This window comes from Enterobacter sp. FB (assembly GCF_000805795.1).
Taxonomy (GTDB): Bacteria; Pseudomonadota; Gammaproteobacteria; order Enterobacterales; family Enterobacteriaceae; genus Enterobacter; species Enterobacter roggenkampii.
Genome location: NZ_JSZC01000013.1, coordinates 636025 through 651077, shown reverse-complemented (window position 1 = coordinate 651077; position 15053 = coordinate 636025). Strand labels below are relative to the sequence as shown.

Genomic DNA, 15053 nt, shown 5'->3' with positions numbered 1-15053 from the left:
GTAATTTATGACCATGCCAACCTCACAATGCCCGTGGCGGATGCAGGTGCATCACATCCATCAGGAGACGCCGGATGTGTGGACGCTGTCGCTGCTGTGCCACGACTACTATCCGTACCGAGCCGGTCAGTATGCGCTGGTCAGCGTTCGCCATTCTGCGGACACCCTGCGCGCCTACACCCTCTCCTCCACGCCGGGCGTGAGCGAGTACATCACGCTCACCGTCCGCCGCATTGATGACGGCGCGGGCTCGCAGTGGCTGACCCGTGACGTGAAGCGCGGGGATTATATCTGGCTCTCCGACGCGCAGGGTGAATTCACCTGTGACGGCAAAGCGGAAGATAAATTCCTGCTGCTGGCGGCGGGCTGTGGCGTGACGCCGATCATGTCGATGCGCCGCTGGCTGGCAAAAAACCGCCCGCAGGCCGACGTGCAGGCGATCTTCAGCGTGCGCTCTCCGGACGATGTCATTTTTGCCGAGGAGTGGCGTGATTATTCGGTGACGCTGGTGGCTGAGCACAACGCGACGCACGGTTTTGTGCCCGGTCGCCTGAGCCGCGAGCTGCTGCAAAGCGTGCCGGATATCGCGAACCGCACCGTGATGACCTGCGGCCCGGCGCCGTACATGGATATCGTCGAGAAAGAGGTGAAAGCGCTCGGCGTGACCCGCTTCTTCAAAGAGCAGTTCTTCACGCCGGTGGCGGAAGCGGCAACCAGCGGGATTCAGTTCACCAAACTGCAGCCTGCGCAGACCTTCTTTGGCCGCGTGGGCACGACGCTGCTGGAGGCGCTGGAAAGCAACAACGTACCGGTGGCGGCGGCCTGCCGTGCCGGGGTGTGCGGCTGCTGTAAAACAAAGGTGGTTTCCGGGGAGTACACCGTCACCAGCACCATGACGCTGTCCGACGCGGAAATTGCCGAGGGTTACGTGCTGGCGTGCTCGTGCCATCCGCAGGGCGATCTGGTCCTCGCATAAACAATAAACGTTCGTTCGTAGGCCCGGTAAGCGTCAGCGCCACCGGGCTTTTTTGCCGGGTGGCACTGCGTTTACCCCGCCTACAACCCCCTACCGCCATGCAGGTGTTTTCCCCAGCGCAAACCGCCCTGCCCCTAAAAACGCCACCGCCAGCGAGCCGATAAAGAAGTACACCAGGCTTTCAATCGCCCATGCGCCGACCTTGTCGAGCGCGAATGTCTCATCCAATCCCACCATCAGCCACGCCACGATCATCGTAAACGCCAGCACCAGCGCGGCCGGGCGCGTAAAGAGCCCGACAATAATCAGGATCGGCGCCACCACTTCGCCAATCAACACGCCGTAGGCGATAAACCCCGGCAGCCCTTTCTCCACCAGCATGCCGCTGATAAAGCCCACCCCACCAAACAGCTTATGCAAACCGTGAAAGAGCATCAGCCCGCCGACGGCAAGTCGTAACAAGAGTTTGCCGAGATCGTCGCACGATAGCTTTTCATTAACAGCAATTAACAATGATTTAACAATTTGAAATGATTCCTGTTTTCACTGAGGTATCATCAGATTATGCCGAAGCGTTGCGCGTGAAAAGCACCTTTTAATTGGGGGGATGTGACGGGCAATACGGAGACTTTCTTCTAAGCTTGTAAGCGTTATCACAAAAAGGAGACGGACAACCATGAAACAAACCGTGGCTGCATATATAGCGAAAACGCTCGAACAGGCTGGCGTAAAACGTATCTGGGGCGTCACCGGCGATTCTCTCAACGGACTCAGCGACAGCCTCAACAAGATGAAGACCATCGAATGGATGCCGACCCGCCATGAAGAGGTTGCCGCGTTCGCCGCAGGGGCTGAAGCGCAGCTTACCGGTGAACTGGCCGTCTGCGCCGGATCCTGCGGGCCGGGTAACCTGCACCTGATCAACGGCCTTTTCGACTGCCACCGCAATCACGTGCCGGTGCTGGCGATTGCCGCCCACATCCCCTCTTCCGAAATCGGCAGCGGCTATTTTCAGGAGACGCATCCGCAGGAGCTGTTCCGTGAATGCAGCCACTATTGCGAACTGGTTTCATCCCCGGAGCAGATCCCGCAGGTTCTGGCGATCGCCATGCGCAAGGCCGTGCTGAATCGCGGCGTGTCCGTGGTCGTTATCCCGGGCGACGTGGCGCTCAAGGCCGCGCCGGAAGGAGCCAGCACCCACTGGTATCACGCGCCGCAGCCGGTGGTGACCCCAGCCGAGGAGGAGCTGAAAAAGCTGGCGCAGCTGCTGCGTTACGCCAGTAATATCGCCCTGATGTGCGGCAGCGGCTGTGCGGGCGCGCATAAAGAGCTGCTGGAATTTGCCGGAAAGCTGAAAGCCCCGATCGTCCACGCCCTGCGCGGCAAAGAGCACGTTGAATACGACAACCCTTACGATGTGGGGATGACCGGTCTGATCGGTTTTTCCAGTGGCTTCCACACCATGATGAACGCCGACACGCTGATCCTGCTCGGCACCCAGTTCCCGTACCGCGCGTTTTACCCGACGGATGCCAAAATCATTCAGATTGATATCAACCCGGCCAGCATCGGCGCGCACAGCAAGGTCGATATGGCGCTGGTGGGCGACATCAAATCCACCCTTGCCGCCCTGCTGCCGCTGCTGGAAGAGAAAACGGACCGCAAATTCCTTGATAAAGCATTGAGCGACTATCGCGATGCCCGCAAGGGTCTGGACGACCTGGCCAAACCGAGCGACAAAGCCATTCACCCGCAGTATCTGGCGCAGCAGATCAGCCATTTCGCGGACGACGACGCCATTTTTACCTGCGACGTCGGCACGCCAACCGTCTGGGCGGCACGCTACCTGAAAATGAACGGCAAACGCCGACTGCTCGGCTCGTTCAACCACGGCTCGATGGCTAACGCCATGCCGCAGGCGCTGGGCGCAAAAGCGACGGCGCCTGAGCGCCAGGTGGTGGCGATGTGCGGCGACGGCGGGTTCAGCATGCTAATGGGTGATTTCCTGTCGGTGGTGCAGATGAAGCTTCCGCTGAAAATCGTGGTCTTTAACAACAGCGTGCTGGGCTTCGTGGCGATGGAGATGAAGGCCGGCGGCTATCTGACGGACGGCACCGAGCTGCACGATACCAACTTTGCCCGCATCGCCGAGGCCTGCGGCATCACCGGCATCCGTGTCGAGAAAGCCTCCGAGGTGGATGAAGCCCTGCAGCGCGCCTTCTCCATCGACGGTCCGGTGCTGGTCGATGTGGTGGTCGCCAAAGAGGAGCTGGCGATCCCGCCGCAGATCAAGCTGGAGCAGGCCAAGGGCTTTAGCCTGTACATGCTGCGCGCGATCATCAGCGGGCGCGGTGACGAGGTGATCGAACTGGCAAAAACCAACTGGCTCAGGTAAAACATCTGGCATCGCCTTTTTAAATATAAGGACATGCCATGATTGATTTACGCAGTGATACCGTTACCCGCCCGAGTCGCGCCATGCTCGAAGAGATGATGGCCGCCCCGGTCGGGGACGACGTCTACGGCGATGACCCGACGGTCAACGAGCTGCAGCGCTATGCCGCAGAGCTGAGCGGAAAAGAGGCCGCCCTGTTCCTGCCCACCGGCACGCAGGCCAACCTGGTGGCGCTGCTCAGCCACTGCGAGCGCGGTGAAGAGTATATCGTCGGCCAGGGCGCGCATAACTATCTCTACGAAGCGGGCGGTGCCGCGGTGCTCGGCAGCATTCAGCCGCAGCCGATCGACGCTGCGCCGGACGGCACCCTGCCCCTTGATAAAGTCGCGGCGAAAATCAAAGCCGATGATATTCATTTTGCCCGCACTCGGCTGCTCAGCCTCGAAAACACCCACAACGGCAAGGTCCTGCCGCGCGAATACCTGAAGGCGGCGTGGGAGTTTACCCGCGAGCGCGGGCTCGGTCTGCACGTGGATGGCGCGCGCATCTTCAACGCCGTGGTGGAATACGGCTGCGCGCTGAAAGAGATTACGCAATATTGCGACTCGTTCACCATCTGCCTCTCTAAAGGGCTGGGCACCCCAGTGGGTTCCCTGCTTGTCGGCAACGCGGACTACATCAAGCGCGCCAACCGCTGGCGTAAAATGACCGGCGGCGGCATGCGCCAGGCGGGTATTCTGGCGGCTGCCGGGCTGTATGCCCTGAAAAACAACGTGGCGCGCCTGAAGGACGATCACGACAACGCCGCGTGGATGGCGGCGCAGCTGCGTGAAATTGGCGCCGACGTGATGCGCCACGACACCAACATGCTGTTTGTCCGCGTGGGCGATGACCACGCCGCTGCGCTTGGCGAGTTCATGAAAGCACGTGGCGTGCTGATCAACGCCTCACCTGTGGTGCGTCTGGTCATGCATCTCGACGTCAACCGCGAGCAGCTGGCCGACGTGGTAAAACACTGGCAGGCGTTTTTACAGCGATAAGGAGCATCACGTGCCGCAACGCATTCTGGTGCTCGGCGCCAGCGGGTATATCGGTCAGCATCTCACCGCGGCGTTAAGCCAGCAGGGGCACCAGGTGCTGGCTGCGGCACGCAATACCGAACGCCTGCAAAAACTCGGTTTGCCGGGCGTTACCTGTCACAACGTTGACCTCAACTGGCCGAAGGCGCTTCCCGCGCTGCTGGAAGGGGTCGACACGCTTTACTACCTGGTGCACAGCATGGGTGAAGGCGGAGATTTTATCGCCCACGAGCGTCAGGTAGCGATGAATGTCCGCGATGCCCTGCTGCAAAGCCCGGTGAAGCAGGTGATTTTTCTCAGTTCACTTCAGGCACCTGAACGCGAGCAGTCCGATCACCTGCGCGCCCGCCAGCTGACGGCGGACATCCTGCGGGGGGCCAATATCCCCGTCACCGAACTGCGCGCCGGGATCATCGTTGGCGCCGGTTCTGCCGCCTTCGAAGTGATGCGCGATATGGTCTACAACCTGCCGGTGCTCACGCCGCCGCGCTGGGTCCGTTCGCGCACCACGCCGATTGCGCTGGAGAACCTCCTGCATTATCTGGTGGCCCTGCTGGATCACCCGGCGGAGCAACACCGCGTGCTGGAAGCCGCTGGTCCTGAAGTATTGAGCTATCAGGCGCAGTTCGAACATTTCATGCGCGTCAGCGGCCGCCGCCGCTGGCTGATCCCCATTCCCTTCCCGACGCGCTGGATTTCGGTGTGGTTTTTGAATGTCATCACCTCGGTGCCGCCGACGACCGCCAAAGCGCTGATTCAGGGGCTGAAGCACGATCTGCTGGCCGACGATCGCGCGCTGCGCGCCTTAATTCCTCAGGATCTGATCCGCTTTGACGATGCCGTGCGCAATACGCTCAAGGAAGAAGAACAGCTGGTGAACTCCAGCGACTGGGGCTACGACGCCCAGGCCTTTGCCCGCTGGCGGCCTGAGTATGGTTTTTACCCGAAACAGGCGGGCTGCACGGTGAAAACCTCCGCGAGCCTGGCCGCGCTCTGGGAGGTGGTGAACCAGATTGGCGGCAAAGAACGGTATTTCTTCGGTAATCTCCTCTGGCAAACGCGCGGGGCAATGGACCTGCTGGTGGGCCACCGGCTGGCAAAAGGCCGCCCGGCACGCCCGTATCTTGAGGTGGGTGACGCGGTTGACAGCTGGAAGGTGATTATTGTCGAGCCGGAAAAACAGCTGGCGCTGCTGTTCGGCATGAAAGCCCCGGGGCTGGGCCGACTCTGCTTTACCCTGAAAGACAAAGGCGATCATCGTGAACTGGACGTCCGCGCATGGTGGCATCCGCACGGAATGCCGGGTCTGTACTACTGGCTGTTGATGATCCCTGCCCACCTGTTTATCTTCCGGGGCATGGCGAAACGCATTGCGCAACGGGCAGAACAAAAGACGGAAAAGATCTAAATAAAACTCTCTTTCTTTCACCTTTCCCATTGCATAGCGCCGTAATTCACGAAAGAATGCGCACGAAATTCTTTTCAACACAGTGGATAGCTATGAAGGTACTGGTTACCGGGGCGACCAGCGGCTTAGGCCGAAATGCGGTCGAATTTCTGCGCAACAAGGGCATCAGCGTCAGGGCTACCGGTCGCAACGAAGCGATGGGTAAGCTGCTGCAAAAAATGGGCGCAGAGTTCGTCCATGCCGACCTGACGGAGCTGGTCTCCTCGCAGGCGAAGGTGATGCTCGCCGGTATCGACACGCTATGGCACTGCTCCAGTTTTACCTCCCCGTGGGGGACCCAGGAAGCCTTCGATCTCGCCAACGTGCGGGCCACCCGCCGTCTGGGGGAATGGGCCGTTGCCTGGGGCGTGCGTAACTTTATTCATATCTCGTCACCGTCACTCTATTTCGACTATCACCACCATCGTGACGTGCAGGAAGATTTCCGCCCTGCTCGCTTTGCCTGTGAATTTGCCCGCAGCAAGGCGGCCAGCGAAGAGGTCATCGACCTGCTGGCACAGTCAAACCCGCACACCCGCTTTACGGTCCTGCGTCCGCAGAGCCTGTTCGGGCCGCACGATAAGGTATTTATTCCGCGTCTGGCGCAGATGATGCACCATTACGGCAGCGTGCTGCTGCCGCGCGGCGGCGATGCGCTGGTGGATATGACCTATTACGAAAACGCCGTTCACGCCATGTGGCTGGCCAGCCAGCCGGACTGCGATAAGCTGATCTCCGGTCGCGCCTACAACATCACTAACGGCGAACCCTGCACGCTGCGCAGCATTGTGCAGCGGCTGATCGACGAGCTGCAGATCAACTGCCGTATCCGTTCCGTGCCCTACCCAATGCTGGATATGATTGCCCGCAGCATGGAGCGCTTTGGCAGTAAAACAGCCAAAGAGCCTGCGCTGACGCATTACGGCGTCTCTAAACTCAACTTTGACTTCACGCTGGATATTTCGCGGGCGGAGAATGAGCTGGGGTATAAACCGGTTGTGACGCTGGATGAAGGGATTATGCGCACGGCGGCGTGGCTGCGGGATCACGGGAAGCTGCATCGCTAGCCTTTTTGCCCGGTGGCGGCTTCGCCTTACCGGGCCTACAACGGCTCCGTACTGACCCCTCGCCCCTTAGCCTCATGTAGGCCGGGTAAGCGCAGCGCCACCCGGTAAAAGACAGAGGGTGCAAATACGAAAACGGCAACCCGAAGGTTGCCGTTTGCTTTTACAGAGCCGTCCAGGCATCAGCCCACGCCAGGCCAGCGCCGGGTTCGTAGTATGCCGGGGCATTGTTACACCAGCCGCTGTACGGGAACGGTTTGCACTGGAACAGTTTACCGTGGTTGTTCACGATATCACCTGCGTTGTACTTGCTGTTCGCGCTCCACGCGGCGTAAGAGCCGGAAGTGCCTTCGTCCTTAGACTCGGCTTTCGCTTTCACATTCAGCAGGTAGGACGTGGTGCTGGTCAGTTCACCATCGCTGACGGTCAGGCCGATTTCGTACTGCTGAGCCGTTGCAGACTCTGGCGCCTTGAAGGTCACCACCGCTTTGTCCTGACCGGTCACGGTCTGGCCATCCTGGGAACGCCAGGTGTAGGTCAACTTGTTACCGTCGGCGTCAGTGGAGCCTTCCGCGCTCAGGGAAACCTGCGCACCCGCTTCAACCGCCCCGATTGGGCCCGCAATCTGCGCCACAGGGGCGTGATTCACGGTAGCCGGTTCAACAGGGGTGGTATCTTCCGCTGGCGTCGTATCCGCTGGCGGCGTGGTGTCTGCCGGGGTTTTGTCTTCTCCTGGGGTCACGGCTGAGCCGTCGTCGTTAATGATGTTCACGTTATAGAACTTCTTAACGCAGTTGGTGTAGTCACCCTCTTTGAACGCGCTGAACGGCGTCTGGTACCCCACCAGCTGGCAGGAGTAGGTCTTACCGTCCGGCGTATCCGGGCTCCACCCCCAGTCCTGCTCCCAGTAGATCTTCAGCACGCCGGCGCCGCCTTCATCGAACTGCTTCATGTTGGCGCAGCCCAGCACTTCATTCGCCGGAACAGGCACTTTCAGGTAGTTCGCGAACTCTTTGTAGTACTTGATGCGGTTTTCAGACTGGGCAATCTCGGTTGGGCCGCCGCACTCTACGCCACCGTTGATGATCTGGGTGGTCACGCCGAAGCCCGGAACCAGGCCGTTGGCTTTATCGTGATCGTTTGGCTGCCAGGTGCCGTCGATAACCTGCAGCATGCTTGGTTTTGGCGGCTGCGGATAGGCGAAGAAGAAGATCGCACTTGCCAGGTTCAGCCAGGTATCCGCCACCAGCTCAGGCTTGTCGAGCAGGGTGCGGACGGTGCCAAACATCGCTTCAGAGAACGGACCGTAGTTATAGTTGTAAGACAGCTGCTTCGCGCCGCGGCCAAAGTAGCTTACGAAGTCGCCGTCTTTGTCTTTACCGCATGGCCAGGTCTGCCCCTGCCAGATGTCTGGGTTACATTCGCCGTTATAGCCGCCTTTCTGGCCTTCGGTCCAGCCCATTTCACGGACGTGAACCAGGGCCTGACGCCATTCGGCTTCCGGACGCGAGCTCTCATGGCCGCCGGTTTCCTGCGCAAAGTGGGCGAACATGGTCGCCAGCTCTTTGCGGCAGATGGCGTCGCTGTCGCGACCATCGTTATAGGTCTTACACAGTGCCGGGAATTTACCAACAGCCTTCAGGAAGTTACTGTAGGTATAAGACTGAGCGCGCAGCGGGAAGAGATATTCCCAGTCGCTGGCCTTCACGATCCCTTCAACGCGCTTGACGTTGTCAGGGTTCGAGGCACGACCTGGCTCAATCTGCTCAACGAGGCTATTGTCCAGGGTCGCAATGGTATCCTTCACCGAAACCATCAGCGGGAAATTGGTCAGCTCTTTTTCCTTTTTCGCCAGATCGCTGGCTTTCATGGTGTACGGCTCACTGCTGGCCGCCTGCAGTGATGCAGCCTGGGCCATAAAGGGTGCAATACATGCCCCCGCCACGAGAACGCTCAGTAATGTCCTTTTCGTCATTTCAAATAATCCTGTATTTAAGCAACTAGGGTGAGTACATTCCCGGCTTATGTATTACTCCCTTAATAAATAAGCCAGAGAGTGTGGTTCTTTTTCATTTTCTGAAGAACACCGAAAGGAATTCTTCAAAAAATAAAAATAATGCCACGGTTATTTACCCGATTTTATTTGTTGATACTTCGTCCACACTTTATGGGCATAACGCATGCGCTGCGGATAATTTTCTTTTTTCAATCCGGCGTTATACGCGCCCACCGCTTCCCAGTTATAGCCATACACGTTTATCATCCCGGACAGGATGGAGGCGCCGACCATAATGGAGGTACAGGGCTCATTAATAAGCTGATTCTCATCAATACCCTGACGTGCTAACTCACTGAAGTGTGAGCTGTTAATCTGCATCAACCCGACGTCACGCGTGCCGTCGTGGTTCCAGCCTACCGCGTGGGGATTCATTCCGGATTCGACTTTGGCAATTGCATACAATAACCACGGATCGACATGATAATAATGTCCGGCGTTATCCCAACAGTTCGCGAATACGCTTTGACTAAACAGCAGTAAAAATATAATCACGCGTTTCATGAGCACCTGCTTTTTAAATACTGAACCTCTTTCCGCTCATCATTAGCGATAATTCTGACGTGTTGGTCACACCCGAAGTGGGGTGTGACCAACTATTGCGGGTGGATATCATTCCCGCAATCCACGGTTCAGAAGGTTATTTGCAGTCTGTTGAAGGACCTTCTTTCACCCATACATCGCTGTTAGCCGGGTTGTCACCGCGGGTCCACCATTTGGCACGGTAAACGTTGCCCTGGTAGGTTGTGGTTTCGCCGCCGTTATAAACCAGGTCAGAACGCCAGTTCATCTTCACGTTGCTGACCAGCTCCCAGGCATCCACACCGAAGCCAGGCTGGTTGCCTTGCGTCCAGTACTTCGCTTTCCACACCAGATGGTCGAAGCTCACGGTATCGCCACTGTTGTAGATTTTGCTGGCATCCCACGCGGCATATTTGCTGGCGTTAGCATCGACAGGCGCATCGCAGCTACCGGTTGCAGACCCTTCGTCAGATGGCGGGGTCACGTCATCAGACGGAGGCGTAACTTCATCAGAGGGTGGCGTTACGTCATCAGACGGAGGTGTAACGTCAGCCGGTTTCGGATTCACGGTTACCTGCACGTTAGACTGCACGCTGGTTTTGCCGTCGCCTACAACTACGCTCAGCGTATAGGTAGACGTGGTGGCAACGTCTGGTGCAGTGATCGTCACGTTCGCGGTATCGGTACCGGTTGCATGCATATCCGCTGGCACGCTCCAGGAGAAGGTCATCGCATCACCGTCTGGATCCACAGCCTGCGCGTGCAGAGCATAGGTTTCTCCTGCCTGCAGCGTCACTGCCTCCATTGCGTTCACGACTGGCGCCTGGTTAGCTTTTGGCGCTTTGTTCACAACCTGCACATCAATGGCGTTGCTCAGGCCTTTAGCATCCGTAACCGTCAGGCGGAACACCATGGTCTGGTCGCTGGTTGCTGCCGCAACGTTGAAGGTGGCTTTCGCTTTGGTGCTGTTGGAGAGAGTTACAGATGGGCCAGAAACCTGGGTCCATTTGTAGGTAATCGCATCGCCGTCTGGATCGCTGGAAGCAGAACCATCAAGCGTGACGGTTGCCGGGCCAGAGACGTTCTGATCCGCAGAAGACGCGATTGGCGCATGGTTGGTGACGACCGGGTCGACCGGGGTAGAACCGCCCAGCAGACTTTCGTTCATCGCGTTCAGGATGTCGCCAGTATCAGAGTCAATAGACCAGGCAAAGAGTCCGCCCAGGTTTTTCGACAGCACATACTTGCCTTTAGCGGCGGTAGAGCGTGCATCTTCATAGGTGATCAGGTCGCCGGTAGACTTATTGAAGACATATGGCGCTTCAGCATTCGCGTCGTAACCATATTCCCAGCCAGGCTTGCCTTTGTACTCGTTAACGATCTGACGGTAGTCGACCACGCCAGGTTCCCAGGTACCTTTCACCATACCGGTTGCGGTACCCGTGAATGGATTGTCACCGGTGTAGCCATGCACGCCAGTCCAGCCGCGGCCATACATGCCCGCACCCACCACGATCTTGCCTGGCTGTACGCCCTGAGCAAGCAGCGCGTCCACGCCGTTCTCGGTGGTGTAGTTTGTGTCCGGACGCCATGACGGTGCGCGCAGTGCGGCCTGGTGGCCCAGCTCGGTGTTGCTCCAGCCGCCGTAGAAGTCATAGCTCATCAGGAAGATGTGGTCGAGGTACTGCTGAGCAGCGGTGTAATCCACGTCTTCGATCTTATCGCGGCCCGCACCGATGGCGCTGGTCAGTTCATAGGTACGGCCAGTCTGTGCAGACAGCTCGTTCAGCATGGTGCGCAGGTCATGCATCAGGGCGGTATACGTCGCTTTATCCTGCTGCGGGTTACCCAGGTGTTCGCTCACGCCGCCGCCGCCAGGGAATTCCCAGTCGATATCCACACCGTCAAAGAACTTCCAGGTCTGCAGGAAATCTTTCACAGAGGAGACGAAGCGGGCACGGATTGCCGGGTCGCCCATGTGGAAGAACGGATCGGACAGCGTCCAGCCACCGATGGATGGCAGCACTTTCAGGTCCGGATGCGCTTTTTTCAGCGCCATCAGCTGGCCAAAGTTACCTTTGTACGGGTCGTCCCAGTTGGAGACGCCAGACTGCGGTTTTTGCAGCGCAGCCCACGGATCGTGAATGGCGACGGTATAGTCCGGACGACCCGCGCAGTCGCGCTGCAGTACGGAGAAGCTGTTACCGCCTTCAACGGTTTTCAGGCCATCGTTGATGCCGTCGCCGCCACAGATTGGAATGAAGCCATAGAGGATGTGGTTAAGGTTCGCTGCCGGGATTTTATCAACCGGGAAGTTACGATCGTAAACGCCCCATTCAGGGAAATACGCCGCAACCACTTTATCAGTATGTTTGGCGAACGTTTTGTTGTTCTCCTGCAGCGGCGCGTTCAGCGGCAGCAGATGGCTGCCGTCGGTGTCCGCCACGATGATCAGCTTGCTGGCGCTTTTGGTACAGCCGCTGGCATTACAGACTTCCACCTGCTCCTGATAACGTCCGCCCTTTTTCACTTTAAAGGTGGCTGAGCCGCTTGCACCAGCTGCGCCGGTCCACACGGTTTTACCATCCAGCAGCACTTTTGCAGAGGTTGGCGCGTCGCCGCTCCACACGTTCCACTCGACTTTCACATCCACGCCGTCGTTATGTACCTTGACGAGGCTGTTGTAATCCTGCGCGGCCTGATCCACCTCGACCAGCGCAAATTTGTCATTGCCGGAGCCGATGGTCGGCGCACCTGGCGCAGCAGCGAATGCAGAACCGGTTGCCGCTGCAATAAAGAGCGCCAGATATTTAGGCTTAATAAATTTCATTTTTCTTTCCTGATAAATTTATTCGTAAACGAAATTGATCCATGTCTTCCTTTAGAACATGGAATGATATTCACATAGTGCGTTTTTAAATACGCAGACAGCCGTTATCCAAACCTTAAAGACGCGTTGTATTCCTCCATTAAAAGATACAAGCTAAAAATCCGTGTAGCTTATGCCTTTTACGATACACTGAGGATAAAAGGTCGTCCTTCTCTTTCCTCGTCGAAAATATTGATAAAAAAACTTGACCCGGTTATTTAATAGGTATTCACAAATAGCTGGCAGGTATAGAGCGCTATTCCAGCAAAAGCCAGATAAGGTCCGAAAGCGATGGTTAGGTTATTTTTATTCGATTTATTTAATAGCAAATAGCCCACTATGCCACTTAATGCGGCAATTAATTCAATTGCAGGCAGTGACTGCCAGCCGCACCAGGCGCCCAGCGCCGCCAGCAGCTTGAAATCGCCGTAGCCCAGCCCTTCCCGACGGGTAAGCAGACGAAACGCCCAGTACACCAGCCAGAGCGAAAGATAGCCTGCCACCGCGCCGAGCAGCGCATCACGCAGGGGCAGCCCGTGGCTGAAGGCGTGGAACAGCAGCCCGGCCCAGAGCAGCGGCTGCGTCAGGCAGTCGGGCAGCAGCTGGTGCTGTCCGTCAATCATCGCCAGCGGCAGCAGAAAGGCCGCCAGCACCCACAGCGAGAAAAGGGATGCTAAGTCCGGTATCCACCGGGCGGTGAGGCCAAAGAACACCGCCGTCAACAGCTCGAGTAAAAATAACCGCAGCGGAATCGGCGACTTGCAGCAACGACAGCGTCCCCGCAGCGCCAGCCAGCTCAGCAGCGGGATGTTCTCCCATGCGCGCAGAGCATGCTGGCAGACGGGACAGTGTGACGCCGGGAAAAGCAGGTTGCTGCGGCTCTCCTCCTCTAGCACCATCCCCGGCACGCGATCCACCACAACGCCGAGAAAGCTCCCCAGGATCGCGCCGAACACGCCGCTCATCGCGGCAAACCCGACGGGATAACTCTCCCGGACGAGTATCAGCCCGTTCATGCCACTTTTTTCCAGGTCAGCTGGATTTCGGCCTTCACGTCGCTCAGGTGATCCACGGGCGTGAGGTTCATTTTCTCCAGCCTGACGCCTGACGCGAGGTTCATCTCCCGCAGCCAGTTTTTTAATTCATACACGTTGACCCGGTTCACGACAAAGGCCAGAGTCTGACCATCCTGACGAATATCGGTCAGCGTCAGGTTGATTTCATGCGCGCTGTTCTCCACCACGCTGCGTGGATTATCGGTTTTCACCTGTAGCACCGGCAGATGATTTTTATCAATTTCTGTTTTCATCCAATTTACCGTTTCAATTTGTCGCGCCAGCGTCGCCTGGCTATTTTTTATCATGTTATCCAGGGGAATTATCCCTGCGTAATAGATGACGGCGCTGCATAAAGCTCCCGCCGCTATTTTTAAAATGAATTTTTCTCTGGTGCTGTATTGTTGATAACGAGATGTAAACTGTGCAATTCGCGCTTTCATTTATATTTCCCTGTAATCATGGCCGTATACGGCGCGTCCTTTGAAATAGGCTGTAACGTAAAATCAAAATTCGTGCTGGCCTGATGAATGAATTCCTGTAATGCCTGCGCGTTTTGCGCACTCACGCTTAATGTCAGGGCTCCCTGCGTGTCGTCATATTCAAACAGCGTAATTTCCATCGACGGAACGGACTGACGGATCTTTTCCAGTTCGTCCATCTGCAAAAAAATGCCTTTGGGCTGCTTCTTGATGTTCTGTCCAAAATGGTACTTAAGGTTGGTCTGGTGACGCATACTCGGAAAATGGTGTTGATAAAGCTCGACCATCTCCTGCTGCACCTGATTTTCCCGATCTGCCAGCATCCACGCCAGGGTGATGCGGGGGCCGAGCAGCAGGCCCAGTGAGAGAAGTCCCATCACCGCGATGGCGGCCTTCATCCCTTTCGCCGCCCTCGCGCTGGTCGCTTTCGCGCTGAACGCACCGTGCAGCACGTTGACGCGGCACGCCCGCCACTGCGGCTGGATCAGCACCAGCGGATGTTCTGCCGCCAGCTGTTCGTCAACCTCAATGCCCGGCGGGATGTCCCCGTAGCAGCGGACCTCGCCCTCTCCGGCTTTTTGCATCAGCAGCGGCAACAGGCCAACCTCAACGTTACAGGCGATATGCGGGGACAAGCGCAACCAGTAGTTCTCTTCCCGCGCAACCAGCGTGCTTCCACCCGCCGTGACCGGCAGCAGCCAGGCGTCAGGCAGGACCTGAATGACCTTCAGGCCCGCCTCGTGAAAGCGGGTCAGCCACTGCTGCAGGCGGGCGGAATCTATCGCCACGGCGTCCACCTCGGCGCCTTTTTTGTTCAGCACCGTCCAGTGGAGATCGTCCACCTCACCAATCAGAGTCTCCTCCGCCATCCACGAGAAGGCGGTCGCCTGCGACGCCATTTTCTTCGGCAGCGTAAAGTGGCGGAAGATCATCTCACTGGCGGGCAGCAGCAGACACACGCGCGCAGCCAGAGGATGGTCGGCAAGGGTATGCAGCGCCTGCGGGGTGTCCAGGGTTGTAACCTGTTCGCTTCCCGACTCACACCACATGATTTTCCCGTCCTCACGGCTGTCGGGACGAACAAAAAGGACCTGTTTCATAGCGTTCT

The 15053-nt window shown here is 57.6% G+C and carries 12 protein-coding genes; 5 read left to right on the top strand and 7 right to left on the bottom strand.

All coding sequences use genetic code 11. The annotated features are described in order from the left end of the window. The first annotated feature begins 7 nt into the window (after positions 1-7). Complete coding sequence (gene hcr / locus PI91_RS09960) at positions 8-976, top strand: NADH oxidoreductase (RefSeq protein WP_039266064.1); 969 nt, start codon at positions 8-10, stop codon at positions 974-976. Between the two features lie 90 nt (positions 977-1066). Here hcr and PI91_RS09955 read toward each other — a convergent pair whose 3' ends face one another. Next, positions 1067-1501 (bottom strand): DoxX family protein, encoded by a 435-nt coding sequence (locus PI91_RS09955; protein WP_039266063.1) that lies wholly within the window; start codon positions 1499-1501, stop codon positions 1067-1069. A gap of 151 nt (positions 1502-1652) precedes the next feature. Here PI91_RS09955 and poxB point away from each other — a divergent pair, with 151 nt between their 5' ends. From poxB to PI91_RS09935, 4 genes are all read left to right on the top strand, one after another. Continuing rightward, positions 1653-3371 (top strand): ubiquinone-dependent pyruvate dehydrogenase, encoded by a 1719-nt coding sequence (poxB, locus tag PI91_RS09950; RefSeq protein WP_023343670.1) that lies wholly within the window; start codon positions 1653-1655, stop codon positions 3369-3371. 38 nt (positions 3372-3409) lie between these two features. Continuing rightward, positions 3410-4411, top strand: a complete 1002-nt coding sequence (gene ltaE, locus PI91_RS09945) for a low-specificity L-threonine aldolase (RefSeq protein WP_021240900.1) — start codon at positions 3410-3412, stop codon at positions 4409-4411. 10 nt (positions 4412-4421) lie between these two features. After that, entirely contained in the window at positions 4422-5858 is a 1437-nt protein-coding gene (locus PI91_RS09940; protein ID WP_039266062.1) for an SDR family oxidoreductase, read from the top strand. A 92-nt stretch (positions 5859-5950) separates the two neighbouring features. Next, positions 5951-6964, top strand: coding sequence for an NAD(P)-dependent oxidoreductase (locus PI91_RS09935; RefSeq protein WP_008500006.1), 1014 nt, complete (start codon positions 5951-5953; stop codon positions 6962-6964). 160 nt (positions 6965-7124) lie between these two features. Here the strand turns inward: PI91_RS09935 and PI91_RS09930 are convergent, their stop codons facing one another. The 6 genes from PI91_RS09930 to gspL all read right to left on the bottom strand — a co-directional run bounded on the left by PI91_RS09930 (position 7125) and on the right by gspL (position 15045). Beyond that, entirely contained in the window at positions 7125-8936 is a 1812-nt protein-coding gene (locus PI91_RS09930) for a chitinase (protein WP_039266061.1), read from the bottom strand. A 150-nt stretch (positions 8937-9086) separates the two neighbouring features. Further along, on the bottom strand, positions 9087-9521 hold the full coding sequence (gene iagB / locus PI91_RS09925) for a type III secretion system invasion protein IagB (RefSeq protein WP_039266060.1): 435 nt from the start codon (positions 9519-9521) through the stop codon (positions 9087-9089). Positions 9522-9657: 136 nt separating this feature from the next. Next, positions 9658-12369, bottom strand: a complete 2712-nt coding sequence (locus PI91_RS09920) for a glycosyl hydrolase family 18 protein (protein WP_039266059.1) — start codon at positions 12367-12369, stop codon at positions 9658-9660. 257 nt (positions 12370-12626) lie between these two features. Beyond that, the gene (locus PI91_RS09915; protein ID WP_023326999.1) at positions 12627-13424 is read right to left on the bottom strand and encodes an A24 family peptidase; all 798 of its coding nucleotides are present in this window, start codon (positions 13422-13424) and stop codon (positions 12627-12629) included. Then, positions 13421-13906 carry a type II secretion system protein GspM gene (gene gspM, locus PI91_RS09910; protein ID WP_021240906.1) on the bottom strand — a complete coding sequence of 162 codons (486 nt, stop codon included), beginning with the start codon at positions 13904-13906 and terminating at the stop codon, positions 13421-13423. Before gspM ends, PI91_RS09915 begins: the two co-directional genes overlap by 4 nt. Next, positions 13903-15045 (bottom strand): type II secretion system protein GspL, encoded by a 1143-nt coding sequence (gene gspL, locus PI91_RS09905; RefSeq protein WP_032656399.1) that lies wholly within the window; start codon positions 15043-15045, stop codon positions 13903-13905. The genes gspM and gspL overlap by 4 nt, the downstream gene beginning before the upstream one ends. Between the last annotated feature and the right edge of the window lie 8 nt (positions 15046-15053).